Source organism: Dyella sp. (genome assembly GCF_051954575.1).
In the GTDB taxonomy this organism is placed as follows: domain Bacteria; phylum Pseudomonadota; class Gammaproteobacteria; order Xanthomonadales; family Rhodanobacteraceae; genus Dyella_B.
This window is the reverse complement of record NZ_JBQCHP010000110.1, coordinates 27865-46371: the sequence shown is the minus strand read 5'-3', so window position 1 is coordinate 46371 and position 18507 is coordinate 27865. Positions and strand designations below refer to the sequence as shown.

The 18507-nt window shown below is 58.6% G+C and carries 3 protein-coding genes (1 of these 3 only partly in view); all 3 read right to left on the bottom strand.

Annotated elements, in window-relative coordinates:
• Window positions 1–219 precede the first annotated feature (219 nt).
• The gene (locus ACTHNE_RS14950) at window positions 220–636 is read right to left on the bottom strand and encodes a hypothetical protein (protein ID WP_440269666.1); all 417 of its coding nucleotides are present in this window, start codon (window positions 634–636) and stop codon (window positions 220–222) included.
• 43 nt (window positions 637–679) lie between these two features.
• Entirely contained in the window at window positions 680–1918 is a 1239-nt protein-coding gene (locus tag ACTHNE_RS14945; protein ID WP_440269665.1) for a hypothetical protein, read from the bottom strand.
• Window positions 1919–2130: 212 nt separating this feature from the next.
• A protein-coding gene (locus ACTHNE_RS14940) for a tandem-95 repeat protein (protein WP_440269664.1) crosses the window boundary here: on the bottom strand, window positions 2131–18507 show its final stretch. Its footprint extends 20850 nt past the window's final position; 16377 of the gene's 37227 nt are visible here — the last part of the coding sequence; its start codon lies beyond the right edge, outside the window; it ends in the stop codon at window positions 2131–2133.

Genomic DNA, 18507 nt, shown 5'->3' with positions numbered 1-18507 from the left:
ACAGCCCAGCACGATCCGAATGCGCAGCTTTTCATCCGCAGGCGCTTTACGAATTGCCAGATGCGCTAGCAACTCTGCACGCTCTTGATCGGTGATCGTTAACGTTGAAGCAGGGCGTCCGCGCTTGGCCATGAACAAGAGTTCCCGTTTATCAAGGAACCAACCATGACACACGGCATGAATTAGTTAAAGTTATTTTTGAGACACCACACTAGGTACTCACATATCATGATGACGTCCGGAGATGACGTCGTATGTATCGCAAGTCTCCGACCAGTTTTCATGGAAATACTTCGCCACTGTGCTGGAGTACGGATCGTCTTGCACGCTGGTGCCTGATTGCGACCAAATAAACGCGCGTGATCGTCTTGCATTGTCGTTATTGTCGACAAAATGACCGCAAACAGTTGTTTGGAATCCTGGCTTGGCGACCACAAAGACATCCAGATATGTGACGTCGTGAGGAGGTCGGGAGGAAAGGGAAACTTCATACCGAGCCGTCGTTTCCGCAATTCTGGATTCTTCAAGCATTTTTCTGTGTTTGGCCTGAGATTGCCGAAGGGAATGAAAAAGGAACGGAAGGCAGCCGACAATGGCAAAAATGACTACCACAATGAGAAGGCGTTTAGTGGTCATCTGAAATAATTATCGCAGAGATAGGTTAATGGGGTAGTTCACGTCAGTGCCGCCCCCATACCCATACTTCGCCGTTTTCATCGAGCGCGGCGCTGCTGTTGTAACCCGCGGCGATCGCGGTGACCTTCCCGATGCCAGGCACCTTGGCGACATAAGGCGAGTAGGGCGCAACAGCAGTGAGATCGGTTTCTGATCCGCAAGAGTAGGAGACATGCGCATAGCGGTGCTCTCCTAATTCACCGTCGCTATTTTCACCCCAGGCCCAGACATTGCCTTCGGCGTCCAGCGCCAGGGCGTGCCGTTTCCCCGCTGCGATCGCAGTAATGTGCACCAAGCCGGCGATACGTACCGGGGACGCCTGGTACATGCGCTCGTCGATCTTTTTTGGGTCTTCTCCTACTGGGTCTATGCCTAGCTGACCACAGCTGTTGTAACCCCAACCCCAGACATGGCCGTCTCTATCCAAGGCCAGATCGAACGCGTGAAACGTCGAAATCGCTTCAATGGGGGGGAGTCCTTGTACTTTTGCGGGGAAAGAGTTCGGATCAGAAGAAAGGAATGGGAAATGCTCATTGACGTGTCTATCGCAGTAGTTGAAATTGGCTACTGGCTGAGTGCCGGCTACTGAATTGAAAAAAGAATCCGACATATTTCCCCATACGAAGACCGTGCCATCCCGAGTCAATGCCATGCTATTGCGCATGCCGGCGCCGACCGCTATCACATTGTGAAGCATCTCGACGGGCTCGGTTGTCCATTCGTGCAGCGGTCTGACTTCGCGGCCTAATTGACCACAATCATTCTTGCCCCACGACCATACTGTTCCATCCTTGCGCAAGAGCAACGCGTTCCAGTGGCCCGATGCTTCCTGAGCAATTCGGTTATCACCAAGGTAGTGGCATTGATTCCCTCCACCGGAGCATGGGGGCTCCTTATATTGATCCGTGGGTATAGACCGCGCTCTGCCGCTATCAGTCACCCCGACAGCACCAGATAAGCTGCTTGCAATCATGAGGAGCTTTCCCGCTTCAGGCTCATCTACCGATTGCTTGATGGGGAATACCTTGAGCGGTTTGGCCTTCGTGCAGCTTGCGTTGCCTTGATAATAAGCCCAGGCAGCTCCGTCACGGTCGACCGCCATGAGGACGCTTTTATCAACGAAGGCAATGGATGCGATATTTTTTAGATTGGGCACCTTCTGGGGAGGGGAGTAACCCAAATGCGGGCAGAAATCCTGAGCTTCTGTCCCGTATTTTGGCGTTGCAGCTTGTTTTGAATGCAAGATGGCATTCGATCCGTAACCGATTAGGCCTACAAGAATTATCGTAGCGATTAGGGATTTTGGCGTCATTTTTGGGGCTAACAGTGAGTTCGAGTGAGGGGCAAGCTCGTGCCGTGTTTGCTCACGCGCCGGTTCGGATTACGCATTTCATCAATCATTTTCGCAAATACGCCCTCTTCCTGTCGTAAGAGGGCGTTGGTTCGTAACGCGACTCAGTTCACACGTTTGATTATTAGGCCGCTTTGCCCAACCAGATCAGTCGGAATCAACGGCGGCTCGGCGATCAAGGCATTCCACCAAATGCTGCCGACAGCCTCCGAATGACCGCCTTTTGCATGGACATCGTCGCCCCAGGTCACGCACATATGGGAATCACCGCCAACAAAATGACTGCGTTTGCCCTGATTGATGATCACGTATTTGTTGTAGTCGCCCTCATTGTCATCGAGCTGATCTATTGAGGACTGGATCATGATCGTTTGGCTATAACCACAACCGTCGTCATCCTTGTTGTCTACAGACAAACTGACAATGGCTGTTGCACTATTGATGCCGTCGCTGACCGTGTAGGTAAACGCATCGGTACCACTGAAGCCGCTTTGTGGCTTGTATACGTAGACGCCATCTTCTTGACGGACAAGTCGACCATGAGCCGGTGAGTTGACGGTGATGGCAAGGACCGACTCAGCGTTTTCATCCGGATCATCAACTAGACGACGAAGATCGATAAGGACAGTACCATCGCTGTTCAGGTGGAATTGTGCGTCTTGCGCAGTCGGCATCGCGACCACTTTGATATGCACTGTGGCGACGTTCGACTTAGCCTCACTGTCATTGACGTAATAGCTGAAGCTGTCGTCACCGAACCACTCATCCTGCGGCACGTAGGTGTAGCTGCCGTCATCGTTATGCCGCAGATAGCCGTGGCACGGGCCTGCCACGATGTGCGCAGTGAGTGCCTGCCCATCCGGATCGTTGGCGTTGGCCAGGATGTTGATGGGCGACGGCTTTTCGGATGGCACGCTGATGGTGACATCGCTGGCGGCGGGCGGACGCTTCGGCGGCAGCACGGTAATGGTGACGGTGGCTGGCTTGGAGTCCAGTTCACCGGTGCTCAGTGCATAGGTGAAGGTATCGGTGCCGATAAAGCCCGCATCCGCCGTGTAGATCCAGCGTCCGTCGTCGTCCTGTTCCAGGTTGCCATGCTGCGGTTGGCTGAGAATCTTGGCGTACTGCTCGTCGTCGCCGCAGTCGTCATAGTCATCCGGTACCAATGTGATCGCCGTGGATTTGCCTGTGCGCACGCTGATGCTTTCGTTTTGGGCGACCGGTCGCGGATCGACATCGAGATGGATCACCCCGACATTCGAATCGTATTGCGTGTCATTGGCGACGAAGGCGAAGCTGTCTTCGCCTGTCCAGCCGGCGGTTGGGGTGTAGGTATAGGTGCCGTCTTGATTCAACGACAAGATGCCATGGCGCGGGCCACGCACGATACGCAAGGTCAGCGGGTCACCGTCCGGATCTGATGCTTCCTGCATTAGGTTGATCTGCTGTGATTCGTTTTCGGCAATGAATAGTTTCTCGCCCTCAGCGTGCGGCGGACGGTTGCGGGACTTCACATCAATGGTGGCGGTGGCGACGTTGGAATCAGCCTGGCCGTTATTGGCGACAAAACTGAAGCTGTCTGTACCCACATAGCATTGATCCGGCTTGTAGGTATAGGTGCCGTCGGCATTGAGGATCAGGTCGCCATGTTTGGGCGCACTGACGATGCGGAAGCTCAGCGTGGTGCCGGGCAGGGTGGTGGTGTCATCCGCCAGGTTGAACGTGCGCGTCCAGTTGTTGTGCAGCCAGAAGCTGAAGTTGCTGGCTGTCGGCGGCACTAGCGCCACATTCAAGCTGACCGTGGCAACGTTGGAATCCAACTGCCCGTCGTTGGCCACGTACGTAAAGCTGTCGTTGCCGTAATACAGGTCGGTCGGCTTGTAGGAGAAAGTGCCGTCGGCATTTTGCGTGACGGTGCCGTGCTGCGGTCCCTGGATGACGCGGTAGGTGAGGGGATCGCCATCTACGTCGTTGGTTGAGGTGTGGAAATCAACGTTGACGTTGCCGTCTTCGAGCACGTTGAGCGATTGATTCTTAGCCGTCGGTGCGTGGTTCACATGTGCGACGGACAGGCTCACGGTGCTGACGTTGGAATCCAGCTGACCATCGTTGGCGACGTAGGTAAAGCTGTCGCTGCCGTAGAACAGATAGCCTGGCGTATAGGTGAAGCTGCCATCCGCATTTTGCGTCAGGGTTCCGTGTTGCGGAGCGCTGACGATGCGGTAGGTTAGGGGATCACCATCCACGTCGTTATTCGACGTAGACAGGTTCACCTGTGCGTTGCCGTCCTCAAACAGGTTCAGCGATTGATCCTTGGTCGTCGGTGCATGATTTACATGTGCGACAGCTAGGCTCACGGTGCTTACATTGGAATCCAGCTGACCGTCGTTGGCGACGTAGGTAAAGCTGTCGCTGCCGTAGAACAGGTAGCCTGGCGTATAGGTGAAGCTACCATCCGCGTTTTGCGTCAGGGTGCCATGTTGCGGACCGCTGACGATGCGATAAGTCAGCGGATCACCGTCCACGTCGTTAGTCGACGTAGACAGGTTCACCTGTGCGTTGCCGTCCTCAAACAGGTTCAGCGATTGATCCTTGGTCGTCGGTGCATGGTTCACATGCGCGACGGATAGGCTCACGGTGCTTACGTTGGAATCCAGCTGACCATCGTTGGCGACATAGGTAAAGCTGTCGCTGCCATAGAACAGATAGCTTGGCGTGTAGGCGAAGCTGCCATCCGCGTTTTGCGTCAGCGTGCCATGTTGCGGGCCGTTGACGATGCGGTAGGTCAATGGGTCGCCATCCACATCGTTGATGGATGTGGACAGATTTACCTGGACGTTGCCGTCTTCGAGCAGATTCAGCGATTGACCATTCGTTGTCGGCGCATGGTTGACGTGCGCAATGCTCAAGTGAATGGTCGCGGTGTTGGATTGCGCAGCGCCGTTGTCGAGCAGGTAGGTGAAGCTGTCGTCGCCGTAGAACAGATAACCTGGCGTGTAAACAAAGCTGCCGTCCTGATTGAGCGTAACGGTGCCGTGTGCGGGGCCGGACACGAGCTTCGGTGCGGCACCGAAGAGATCGGTGTCATTGACCAGCACGTTGCCGGCCACGGTGCCGTCTTCATTGCCGCTGAACGATGCATCGTTGGCATGTGGCACCGCGAAGGTTGCCACATCGCTGATCGTGACATGACTGCCTGAGGGCTCAAAGCCGATCAGGTCGAAGGACAGGTTCACGGCCGTGCCGGTGGGTACGCTACGCAGATCGACGACGTAGGTGCGGCTGCCATCGGCGTTGTTGACGACGGTGATGCCTTGCGCAACGTGCGAGCTACCATCGCCTTGCAGGTTGAGCAGGGCATCGGTCTGGCTGAGGTCAATGGTGCCGCCAAGTGAAGCGCCGGTGGCTGCATTGAGCAAAGCCACTTGGAATGCGTCCTCGGGGCGATCGCCCGGGTTTTGCAGGGCGACGTTGCTGACGGTGAAGCGCAGGAAGCGATCATTGGCGCCGAGCGTGAATGCCTGATTGAGACGTGTCTGGGTCTTAATGGTCTCGCTCAGTACTGCCGTGCCGTTGATTAAGTTCACATCGCCTTCTGTCGACCAGCCCGTGCTTGACTGGAACGAGCCGGAGGCTAAGGACGGGTTGACCAGTACCTCGGCGTGTGCGGGCGAAGCCGCGGTTGGCGCGTTTGGGGTACTTGTTGACTGAGTTAGCGGAATGGTGACTTGCGTTCGGCCGGAGGCAACCGCTTGGCCCACCATCGCCATCTTCTGCGCAATCATTTGCTTGATAGCAGCAAGCTCGCTAGCTGACGGCAGGCGGCGCATGCCGGGTGTCAGCTTCAGCGACATCAAGTCATCGGCGTTCGTATCGTCGCCCAGCCCAAGTAGATGTCCATACTCATGCAGCACGACCGTCAGCAAGTCGACCTTGCCGTCGGCGGCGCTGCCTTGCTTGGCAACCCACACATTGGGATCGGACGTCGGCAGGAAGTCGGCATTCGAGACTGGATCGGTATTGGTATACCAGCCATAACCTTGTGCGTCGTCGTTGATGGAGATGGTATCGCCCTGGGTAAGGCCAAGTTCCGAATTACCGAGATGCGCCACGGATACGTTCGGGGTCATAGCCACGCCCAGCGCAGCCAGATCCTGAGCGCTCAGTCCCCATATTTGCGCAGCATCGGTAAGGATCGCTGCGATGTCGGTTTGTGATGCGACAGGAAGCGTGGATGAGGCCTGATTAGCATTCGGTGCAGTGACGTCTTGCTGCTGCCCAATGTCATGCGGCAGCAGCTTGACGTGAACCATGCCGGCATAGCCCGTCATCTGGTCGATATCGTGAATACCGAAGCGCGCGCTGTGCGGATCATTGGCCGGATCAGCGTTGGGTCCTTGGTACGCCTGCGGAATGGGCGTATCGAAATGAATCATGCCAAGAACGGCTGTCACCAGGCTATTGCGGAAGTAGGGGGCACTATCGCCGAGATAGGCGCCATTCCAGTATTGGCCAGCCGCTTGTCGCAGGCACGCGACATCGACGATCGCCGCCTTTTCGGCGGCATATAGCCCAGAGAGGCTCATGACGTATTGCAGCTGACTAGGTAGATCCTGCATGGCGCGCAAGGCCTGACCTACCTGGTTCAGGTCAACCGGATCGGTGCGGTGATCCGGTTGGGAGAGCTGGTCGTCAAACTTGATATCGAATTCCCGTCCATCGAGATTTTCAAGCTGATGCTCGATATCGGCGGCGGAAGGCGCTGTTTGCGGCTTGGGAGGTTCGCTCCAACCGTCATGCGACATCTGCAATAGGTTGAACTGGCTTCCGGTATAGGCGGAAGCAGCGCTGGAGGCTTGCAGAATCGTGTCGGTGGACCAACTGGTGCCGAAGCGTGTGTTGTTGCTGGTGCCGTTGACGATCGTGTCGTTTTTGTCGGCGGTGAATTCCATCCAGCGCGGCGCATTGGGGTCGTTGAGCCATTGCAACGTCTTGTCGCTGGTGTCAGTGGTGATGATGCCGGTGCGATCCTTGGGATTGGACGGATCGAGCGTGGATTCGATCTGGTTCGTATACACCGGTTCGTGATTAGGTGTACGTGCGCTGTTGGCGGCGAGCTGGTGGTCTGCGCCGACATACTCGTCGAGCTTGGCGCGCGCCCACAAAATGGTGTTCGGCGGCTGAGTGTGGGTGGGGTCTGCCGAGTACTGGGCTGCCCAGGCTGCGTACGTCTGGTCGTATGACTGGCCGGTAATGCCTAGGACCAGATCCTTCAAATCCTGCATGTAGGTAGAGGAATAAGTCTGCGATGTGTGCGATGTGGGATCGACGATGGTGACCGAGTAGGCGTGATCCTCCTTAACATCATCAGTAAGTTCGTCCGGAATTTGCTGGGCCTGAGGAAGCGGATTTTCGCCATCCGCGTCGTTCAGAAGATGGGGCAAATACGGCTTGTCATCGAAGAACAGGACGATGCGGCCAGTTTCGTTATCGACTACCGTGCTGAATTGGTCGTTGGTGCCCGGCCTCGGGTCATACACGGTATAGCGCGGATCGTTGCGGAATTCGGCTGGGCGATGGCCGAGCAATGCGTATGCCATGTTCAGACCCTGGTCGAACGAATTTTCAGCTCCTTGCGAGAAGATGGCGCTGAATGTGTTCCAGAATCCCGGTAGGTCGCCGAGGTTTATCGTCGGCATGCCGTTACCCGGCGTGAGGTACAAGATATTCCCCGGGAAATACTGTCCCAGTCCCTTGGATTCCCATGTGGCGCGGTCGGCGTCGAGTATCTGGGCATCCGTGATGCGGCCATTGCCGCCGTTACGGAGGTTCTCCCGAATTGCGCGGATATTGCCCGCGTCGATATCCATGGAGAATTGGTCCAGGTTGAGGTTGTACCAACCATCCCCGACATTCTTCTTAGCCATCGAGTTGCCGATCAGGCCGCCCGCGCCGAAGAAGCCCGCGTAGGTGGTGATCTGCGCTTGCACCAACAACATTGGTGCGCCAACCGCGCTGTAAAGCGTCATATAAGCGCCGGCACGATTGCCCGCTGCGAGTTGCGCTTCGGCACGCTCAAGCAAATCCTCCGTGACGGGAACAAGTTGATTGGCTTGCAAAGGCTGGTAAATGACGTCCGATGCCTCCGTTCTGGTGTCGTAGGTCTTCGGTGGCTGCACGGCCGAGGCTGTAGCGGCCTGGAACAAGTCCAGTGCCGCTTCCGTGCGATCAATCGGCGTCTGCGACGATGACGGCATGACATCACCGCCCCACTTTCCGTCGACGTTGATGACGTTTGGCGTCGAGAAATCGGCCGGATCAGCGGCTGCACGTGTGGCGTCGCTAATACCCTTGTCGTCGGCGCTGTCATAGGACGGATAGCCAAGGAATTTAAGGCGCTGCTGCACCCGGGCGACATCTAGTGGATTATTGGTCTGGCCTTTGCCTACACCTGCACCAGGCGTCAAGGTGAAGGCGGTGTATCCAGGATTATTGCTGTCCTGCAAGGTATTGGCGTTATAGCGAAGCAATACCTTGAACGTCATGTACTCATCGACTGTCTGGCCGTTAATGCTCCTCACTTTGACCGTAAAGTAGCCGAGCGATGACTGCGCCGGCAAGGCTTCACGTTGCTGGATCTTGGTGAAGTCGAAATCCGGTGCAAAGTAGAACGTGCCGGTGTCGGCAAAGGTATTGTTGCCTGGGGCGTTGGCGGTGGAATCGTCTTGCACGATTTGCCAGTTGTCGCCGTATTGATAGGAAAGCACATGACCGTTGTTGAACCAGCCGTAGCTCATGGTGTCACTGCTGGAGGGAGACGCGGAACCGCTTCCTCCTGCCTCTTGGTTTAAAACGGCATCCATCGAGAATGAGGGATTGTCGTCGACGACGATGCCTTGAGCAGACAGCATGGAGCGCAAGTCGACTTTGGCGATATCCCCATATTGCTGATTGTCCAACTCCAGCGTTTGCATCTGCGATTGTTGCGTGGGTGCTGCGCCAATACCATAGATCCACCCAAATTTCGTTGCTGCTGTGGGTCCGTCGTAACGCGCGGGATGGAGGCTTGAATTATTCAGGTCGATGGGCGTGGTAAGCCCTTTTCCGCCTTGATAGTTGGCGAGCGCGGCATTGACGATGTCGTCGACGTTGTTCCAGACCAGCAGTGCCTTGAAGTCCTCGGAACTAACGCCAGGTTCGGTACTGGGCTCGTCGACGAACACATCGGCATAGAGTCTGCCGTCGTCGCCCAACACGAGATGGTCAAAAGCACCTCCTACGAAAGGTGTCGTGGCGCCTAGATAGATCGGCCCGCCTTGCTTGCCGAAGGGGTCTTGAATGATGCCGATCTTGCCGCCAATCTGCTTGCCTAACAGAGTGCCGCCGGCGTAGTTGGCATCGTTGAAGATGAAGTTGTAATCGGCAACGAGTGCGTAATCGACGCCGCCCACGTCGGTAAAGACAACGCCGTTGGCACGCTGAATATTCTGCTGGAATTGACGCGTAAGCCACGACGGATCGCCGGAGGCCGGTGTCAGCGTAGGTGCGGTTACGGTTGGAGTGCTACCCAGATTGCCTTTGTCATCGACCGGCCAAGAGACGATGGCCAGGCCTCGGCTGTGGTCCATTGCGTCAGAAATGATGAACTCGCCAGGACGATCTCCTGCGACGACGTAGTCGGGGGCTTTGCCCAGGAATGAATCAGGCAAGGCAGACAGCGGCAACAGTCTCACAGCGTTCTTGCCCACCTTGCCGGTGTCGTCGATCAGATTCAGGTCGATGACATAAGTGTTGCCTGGAATGGCGTTGGCCGTTTGGGTGACGCCGATGGGTGACTGTGCGGCAGTCACCGCGAGGTAGCGGCCGGTATTGATCGCAAGGCCAAGGTAGCCGTCGGGCGCTTGACTTATGCCGAGATTTAGCACTTGCTGCGCGCGAAGGAATCCGTCGGAGGACGGATCGATGTTGACGCGAGTCAAACGACCCGCACCGCCATACGGACCGCCTTCTGCGGCATACAGCCAGGCCCCGTTGACAACCAGGCTGCTGATCGACCCGCTCGAATTTTGCAGCGCTATGGTGTACCCGATGGTGAGCGTGGTGGCGTCGATGACGTAGATGAGACCGTTTTTTCCGGCTACGAACGCCAGCGAGCGATTGTCGTTGTAAACAATCTGGCCGTACTTGGCGCCAAGCATTTGTAGCGGTCGATTCTGCTCATCGGTGATTTCCTGCTTGATCAGCTCAAGTTGCGAGTCGTTCTTGAAATAGCTGATGCTGTTGGCGTTCGTGACCAAGGTCGCGGGAATCACCTGGGTCGGGTCGAACGGATTCACTGCATCGCTGCGGATTCCTGTCTTCGGTACGACGACATTGCCCTGCGCGTCGACCATTTTGACGATGCGTTCGACGTAGATCTGATGCTGGGAGAGCAGAATTCCGGGAGGGATGGTCACGGCGATATTGCCGTTCCCATCAACAGTTCCGTCCAGGGCAGTCCAGATCAGCCCATGATCGGGCGTGGCGGTCGTGGCCGTTAGCTCCTTGCCACGCGGCGCAATCCAAACTTTGAGGATGACGTTCTGGGCAGGTGTGCCATCGGAAGGCAGGAAGTTCTGCCCTTGCAACGTCAGCTTCTGCGTCTGGGCGTCCAGGGTATACCCCGTGATGGCAGGCTTGTCCCAACTGCGCGGCGGCGCATCCGGGAACGTAACGCTAAAGACGCCGGATTGATCGGTGCTTACAGGTACGGACAGCTGATAGGAGCCGGCCAGCGTGTATTGCACGCAGCTCAACGGGCTGCCACTTCCTCCAAAGATATCGAGCATGGACAAGGCCATCACCGGGGTTGGGGCCATCGCGATGGATGACGCCTGTGCCCACAATGCATTCCAGTTCAGCGTAGCCGCTGTGACCTTTGTTTCGCCGGTATGCAAGTTGACTTTGCTGGTGGTGATGAGGATGTCGCCACTTGAAGTAAAGCCAGGGAAGGGCGGGCTGGAGGTATGTGCCATTCCGTCGGCACCCATCACACCGTTATCGACCAGCCACCAGGTGTCATGCGCAACACCCGCACCGTCGATAATCGTTCCCTTGCGCCAGAAAAACACTTGCGTGCCGGCAGCCGGGACGCTCGGCTGGCCGGTCATGGGATCGACTGGGCCGGTTACGTGCAATGCCATTTGCAGCGGAAGCGCCGAGTTGTTGGCGCCCACATCCACGTGATAGGCGCCAATGACGTTCAGCACGTTGGGCGCGGGCATCGGCATGTTGAGCGTCGCAGGATCGACCGCTGCAATGGAAACGGTGGTGTCGGACGGCAATGCACCCGGCGGCACCATGACTAGGTTGCCTTGTGCATCTTGTACCGACGCGCCAATCGCAGCTGAGATCAGTGTTGGACCCGTGGACGGTGCTTGTACATAGAGGAGAATGTCGTGCTGTAAGCCGCCGTGGATGATCGAAATGGTTGCGTAACCGGTTGCCTTGGCCGTGATGAGCCCATCGGGCGTGATGCTGGCGACGCTATCGTTACTGATGAAGTACAGCGTGCCACTCGCTGCCGCAGATATGCTCGTGCCATCGGCTGCAGTGACCTTGAGTTGGCGCGTACCAACATTGGCCGGCAAGTCGATTGCGCGTGGATATACGTCGACATCGAAGCCATTCGGATCGATCGGTGCTGTGGTATCAATGTTGAGTGCATCCACTGCCCGGATTCCTTGGGTGGACACTTCGATTACCGCGGTGCCCGTGGCGAGAGCGTGCACAGCGCCATTGTCGAAGATCTGCGCGATGGCCGTGTTGCTGGACGTAATGCTGACATAGCTGCTGTCGAGAGCGACGTTATCCTGATCTTCGAACTTGCCGGTGATCCGTAGGTTTACCGTGTCTCCCGTGGCTACGCCTGCGACGCGATTTATGTCGATCTCCAGCAATTTTGCTGCACTGACGTTGACGTTGAGTGCAATCGGCGCGCTCGCTACATAGCCATCATCGGCTACCACTGTCACGGTAGCCACCCCGCTATAACCCGTAGCCGGCGTAAAGATCACCGACTTGCCATCGCTGCTTAGCTTCGCCGTACCGTTCGTCACACCCGTGATACGCCAATAGATCGGTGCACCGCTGTAGTTGGTAGCGACTTGATCCAGCGCAATCGTGGTGCTCAATCCCACATGCGTCAGCGTGGTCGGCAAGTTGGTCGCCGCTTGCGGCGGCAATGCAGCCTGGAAGCCATAGTTGGCGTACAGAATTTCGCGATCGGTTTGATCGACCACCCCATCGCCGTTGATGTCGCCGGCTACGTTCTTGCTGGCGATGTCTTGATCCAACGCCGCAGCATCGCTGCCGTCAACCTTGCCATCGCGACTGATGTCACCGGCAATCGACACGTTAATCGTTGCAGTGCCGGTACCGCTGATGCGCAGCAGTTTCATGCCGGCATCGGTGATGCGCACGAGGATGGTGTGTACGCCATTGACGATGGTGTTGCCGAGCACGTCGCCGCCGACGACCTGCAGCGTGCTGCTTGGGTCGCTGAAGGTGGCGCTGATGGCGACGATCAATGCGCCGCTGCTGCCGGGCACCTTGATGGTGGAGGCCAGTTCGCTGTCGCGGATGGTGAAGGCGAGGCTGGTGGTCTGGCCGGCTTGCAGTGTGCCGCTCCACTGGTTGGCGGTGCTGTTGCCCATCCAGTTGGCGGCGGTGCCTAGGTTGGCGGTGATGGTGTCGGTCAGCAGGTTGCCGTTGCTGTCGTAGCCATACGGTGTGCCCATGCCGGTGTCGTCGAGTGCGCGGGCGAGTACGAGGCGGTTTTGGCTGTCGTACGCGTAGACCATGCTGCGGGTGTTGCCGCTGGCGTCGATCGGGCCGGTGATGCGCACGATGTTGCCGTTGGCGTTGCGCAGGATGTCGACGCGGTCGCTGGCGCTGCCGCCGACCAGTGCGATGCCTTCGTCGGAAACCAGCCATTGCTTGCCGTCGGCGAAGGTGACGCCGGTGATCTTGCCGGTGGTGTCGAGGTTGTACTGCGTGCCATCGGGTGCGGTGAGCACGTAGCCGTCCGGTACCCACGGCAGGCCGGTGGTTTCGTCGTAGAGGTGGCTGCCTTGGCGTTGCAGGGCGGTGCCGTTGGTGGCTTGCAGTGACCAGCCTTGGTTGGTGCCGAAGTCAGCGTTGTAGCTCAGCGGGGCGTTGGCGCTGCCCTGCATGGCGATGGCGTCGGCGCCGAGGGTGAAGCTGAGGTTTTGCAGCAGGGCGTTGGCGTCGCCGAGGTTGGTTGGGATCGACAGCCAGATGTGGCTGCCGGTGGTCCATGCGGCTGTTGCGTCGCTGCTGGTGGTGGCGGGTTGATCTGTTGTGAGGCCGATGTCGAAGCCGGCGATGGTCCAGTTGCCGAGCGAAAGTCCCTGGGCCCCGGCGTTCGCCGGGGCGACGGAGGTTGGGAGAGTGCGGTTTATGGTGAAGCTGTGGCCGCCGAGGGTGTAGGTGACGTCGGCGACGTTGGCTTGCGCGGCATTCTTTTGCGCGGTGTTGATGATGATGCGCGTGTCGATCTCGCTGGTGCGGCCTTGCAGGTCCCATGCGGTAAGGCGCAGCTGATAGACGCCGTTGTTGAACGCGGCCGGATCAAGCGAGGCAAGGTTGACGGCCTGGTTGACGTTGCTGGCGTCGTAGCTTTGGCTGCCTAGCGTTTGCCAGGTGCTGCTGCCGATCGGGGCGATCTGCAGGGTGTAGCCCATCAGCTGCAGTTCTTGCAGGTTGGCTTGCAGCGTCGTCAGTGCATCGATTTCAACCGGCTTGCTGGTGAGCGTGGCGTTGGCCAGCGCGCTGCTCCATGTCACGACGGGTGCGAGTGCGGCTGGGTCCTTGATCAGCAGGGTGCCGTCCTGCGTGGTGCTGAAGCCGTCGGCATCCGTGGCGATGACGCGCACGTCGATGGTGCCGGGTTGCGTGGCCTTGAGATGGAAGCGGCCGCTGCTGTCCAGCGTTACGGTTTGCCATTGATCCGTGCCCAAGCCGGTGCCGCGCATTTGGACGGCCAAACGGCTGACCGGGCTGAAGCTGGTGGCGCGCACGGTCACCATGATGTCCTGACCGGGCAGGGCGGGCGTGCTGGGTACGCTGTCGATCAGCACCTTGGGTGCATTGGCCGAGGCATCGGCCACCACGCGCACGGTAAAGGTGCGCTGCACGACGTTGCCATGACCGTCGTTGACGTTGGCGGTGATGACGAAGTCACCCACCTGGCCGGGGCCGGGTGTCCAGTTCAACTGTTGCTTGGCGGCGTCGTAGCTTGCGCCTTGCGGCAGGTTGGTGAAGCTTACGGTGAGCGCCTGCGTCAGCGCATCGCCATCCAGATCATTGGCGTAGATGCCTTGATGTGTATCCGTGCCGCCCAGCTGAATCGGCAAGCTCAGGGCCTGGCCCACTACCACGGCATGGCTGGTCGCGTCGAGCATCGGCGCGCGATACACGCCGAGTACGCGTACTTGAACGGTTTGCGTGGTGGTGAGCGTGCCGTCCGTGGCCTGGAAGTGGAAGATGAAATCCTTGGTTGGATTGTTCGCCTTGTCCACCGTGTTGTAGCTGGGTGTCCATTCGAAGGTGCCGCTGGTGGGATCGAACGCAACACCGGTGGGCGTGCTGGCGTCGTAGATCAAGCTCATGTGCACCGGCTTGCCGTCGGCATCCACGCTGTGCAGCTGGAACGACAAGGTGTTGCCTTCGTCCACCAGTTGCATCGGCAGCGGCACGATCTGCGGCGCCTGCGATACATGCGCAACGTGCACTTCGAGCGTGCGCGTGAAGCTCATCGCGCCATCGCTGCCGGTGACGGTAATGGTGTAGACGCCGTTGCTGTTGACGCCACCCTTGGACGCGAACATGTCCGGCGTCCAGCTGAGCGTGGCCTGGTTGCCGTTGGCAGCAGCAGGCACGTTGAGCATCATGCCTTGCGGCAGGCCGGTGGCGGTCCAATTGACTAGGTGGTTGGCGGCATCGGTGGCGAACAGGTTCACCGCGAGGGGATTGCCTTCCGTGGTGTTGACGATCACCGGCGTGGTGGCATCACCCGTGTCAGCCAGCGTGTTGCCATTGAGCTGCATGCCGAGCAATTGCGGCGGCGTGTCGCTGGCAACGACCACCACGTGAATGGTGTGCGTCACCACGTTCGGCACCGGATTGGCCGGGTTGAGGTAACCCTGGTTCTGCGGCGGTAGGCCGCTGTCGGTCACGGTGATGTCGATGTCGTGCGGGCCGATGTCGCTGGCGGTCGGCGTCCAGCTCAGCAGTGCCTGGCCGTATTGCGTGCCCATGGTCAGCGTGGCATTGGCCGGCAAGCCGTTGCTGGACAGGTGCAAACCATCCTGGTCCACGTCGCTGATGTTGATCGGCAGGCTCAGTGGCTGGCCAATCACCGCAACGATCTGCTGCGGCAGGTTGAACACCGGCGGTTCGGTGAGGCTGGTCGCCGTGACAACGAAGCGTTGCGCAGCGGCCATGCCAGTGGCGGTGTTTTGCGCTACCACGGTGAGCGTGTAATCGCCGCGATCATTGTCGCCCGGTGCGAGATGGATGGTGCCGGTGATATGGCCATCCGCCGTCGGCGGATTTTGCGTGAACGTGGCAAAGCGCGGCAGGCCATCGATGGTGACGTTGATGTTGTCGCCTGCGCCCGCGGCGATGCTGACCGGGATGTCCAGCGTGCTGTTCTTCGCGAGGGTGGCATCGCCGATCGGTGCGATGGTCGGCGGCAAATTCACCTGCACCACGGTGATCGGAATGGTCACCGTGCTCGTCATCGGCGTGCCGTCGGCATCCTTGCTGGCGACGACGGTGACGTTGTAGCTGCCGGCCTGGTTGTAGCCGGGCGTCCAGTTGATCTGAAGCGTATCGGGATCGAACGTGGCGCCTTGCGGCAAACCGGTCACGGTGTATGTCACGGTTGCCGCGGCATTGCCGCCGGTTTCGTCGACAGCTTGACTGCCTTGCGACATCCGCACCTTTGGAGCGAATAGCGGATTGTTGGGATCGAAGGCGAATACGCTGATGCTCAGCGGCTGACCTTCCAGCGTGGTCCACGGCTGGCCCAGGTTCCCGTCAAACTGCAGCGCACCGTTAGCGTGCAGCACATTGAGCTGCAGCGTTTGCTGCACGCTGGTTTGCTGCACGGAGCCACCAGGCAGGGTGTAGGTGGCGATAAGCGTAATCGTTACATTGACTGCGCCTTGGATGTCATAGCCAGGTGTCCAGCTTATCCAGCCTGTATCGCTATCGAGCACCATTCCTCCGGGCATGTTCGCGGCGCTGTAGCTGAGTTTTACGGTGGTGCCGTCGGCGTGGGTCAGGCCACCAGGCACCGAGCCACTCAGCTGCAAACCGAACGCACTGCCTTCACGCAACGTTTGCGGGGCAACCGGCAGAAGTACGGGTTGCGCCCAAGCAGTGTTTACGACGATGTCGAAACTCTCGCGTGTCGTGATCTTGCCGTCGCTGACGGTAATCGTGACGTTCTTGTAGGTACCGGCTTGATCGTAACCGGGTGTCCAGCTCAACGTGCCACTTCGCGCATCGAACGAAGCTCCTGGCGGAAGGTTGCTGACGCTCATCGTCAAAGCGTCACCATCCGCGTCGGAGGCACTGAGAGGCAGGGCCCAGGCCTGGCCTTCATTGATCGTTACCGTGCCTTGCGACGCAATCACAGGGGCGTGGTTGCCGTTGGTCACGGGGATGTGCAGCGTCTGCAAAGTTACGCTGCCGCTATCGTTGACTACTCGCAATACGACAGTGTTGTCGGCGTTGGCATTGGCACCCGGTGTCCAATTGAGCGTGGCGACAACATGGTGTCTACCCCAGTCGTCTACCGTGTCGGACGACGGGGGCGTCAGCGTGAAACCTGCGGGAGCTTGCACGACCTGCCAATAGACGGCGCTGGTCCCGTTATCGATGGCTTCAACCTGAGCCGTCCAAGGCTGTCCAATGGTCGCGGCATTTGGGAAGGTGTCAGGTGCATTGGTACTGCCGACCGGGGTAATGATCGGCGCCAGATCAGGTGTTGGCACGGCATAAATGCCATGCCCCAAGCTGAATTTAGCCAGATCCACAAGCCCGCCGGCGGCGAAGGCGCTGGCGGGCACCACGGTAACCGTTTGATTGGCGAACGTTGCGCCGGCCATCAGCTTGCCATTGGTTAGGCTGCCGGTGAGATCGAGCATCCAAAGGTTGGACTGATTACCGGTACCTGGCTGCGCGCCGGTAATCGTGTTGCCGAAATAGGCACCCGGGTCAAGCAGCAGTGTCAGCGGGCCGTGCAAGTCATCCGTACCGATATTGGTGACGCTGACGTCGTAGCTCACTGCACCGGTGTTGTCGTCGGCACGCGTATCGCTGAAATGTAACTCTACGTGGTTGCTGATATCCACCAAGGCAGTAAAGCTGGTTACGCTGTCCAGCCCGATACGTAACTGCATGGCGCTGCGCAGGTTACCGCTTACGGTGAGCTCGTAGTGGCCGGCCGGCAGTCCGGTTACGTCCAAGTATGCGGTGTGACTTGCAGTATCCCAGCGCACGCCCTTAGGTGAAATCGTCGTGCCAATGGCATCGCCTGCCAGTAGATAGTTGGATGGATCCATGACGCTCGATCCATCACTTTGCGCCGATTGCGGATCGGTACCCAGCCACATGTCCTGATCGAACTGCACTGCAATCTGGTTGAGCGGCAGCGGTACGAGCGCGCCATCCGGCACGCTGGTGGCAACTACCTTCGGCGCGGTGGCGGGTGCCAGCACATCAACGCTATCGGTCTGCGCAACCAGGATGCGGCCATCGGCCGTGGTGATCACGCCTTCGCCTTGTGTGCCGCCGCTGGCGACTTGCAGCACGCGGCGCGATTGCAGCTCGATCATCCACACGGCGGAGCCGTGCGTGCTGTCGGTGATGCCATTGATTTGCACGTGTTGCGACAAACCGCCCGTCGCCATCAACAGGCCATCAAGCAGCGAGCCGCTCTGGCCGAACGCGATGTGGTTCACCACGCCGTTGATGCTGTATTCCAGCCCCGCACGGCCCAGCGTGGCGCCGCTCATCGGGAAGCTGACAATGTTGGTGGTGCCATTGGGATCGGCGGAGGTGATGTTGCTGCCGCTCCATTGCACGCCCCACAGACGTCCATCCGGCCCGAAGGCCAGCGACGACACGCGGGTATTGCTGAAGTGTTGCCATTGCTGGTTGGGGTCGGTGGCGTTCGGATGGAACACCTCGATGCCGCTGCCATCGGACACGTAGATGTCGCCGGTGCCCGGTTGAATGGCAAGCGCATGCGTCAGCGGCTGGTTACTGGGGCCTTGCAGCGTACGCAACACGGCGCCGCTGTTGGCATCCACTTGCAGCAGTTCGTTACCGGTCATCACCCATAGCTGGCCGAGTGCATCGACGGCCATGTCCAGCACCGGTTGATCCAGTGTGAACAGTGGCGTCGT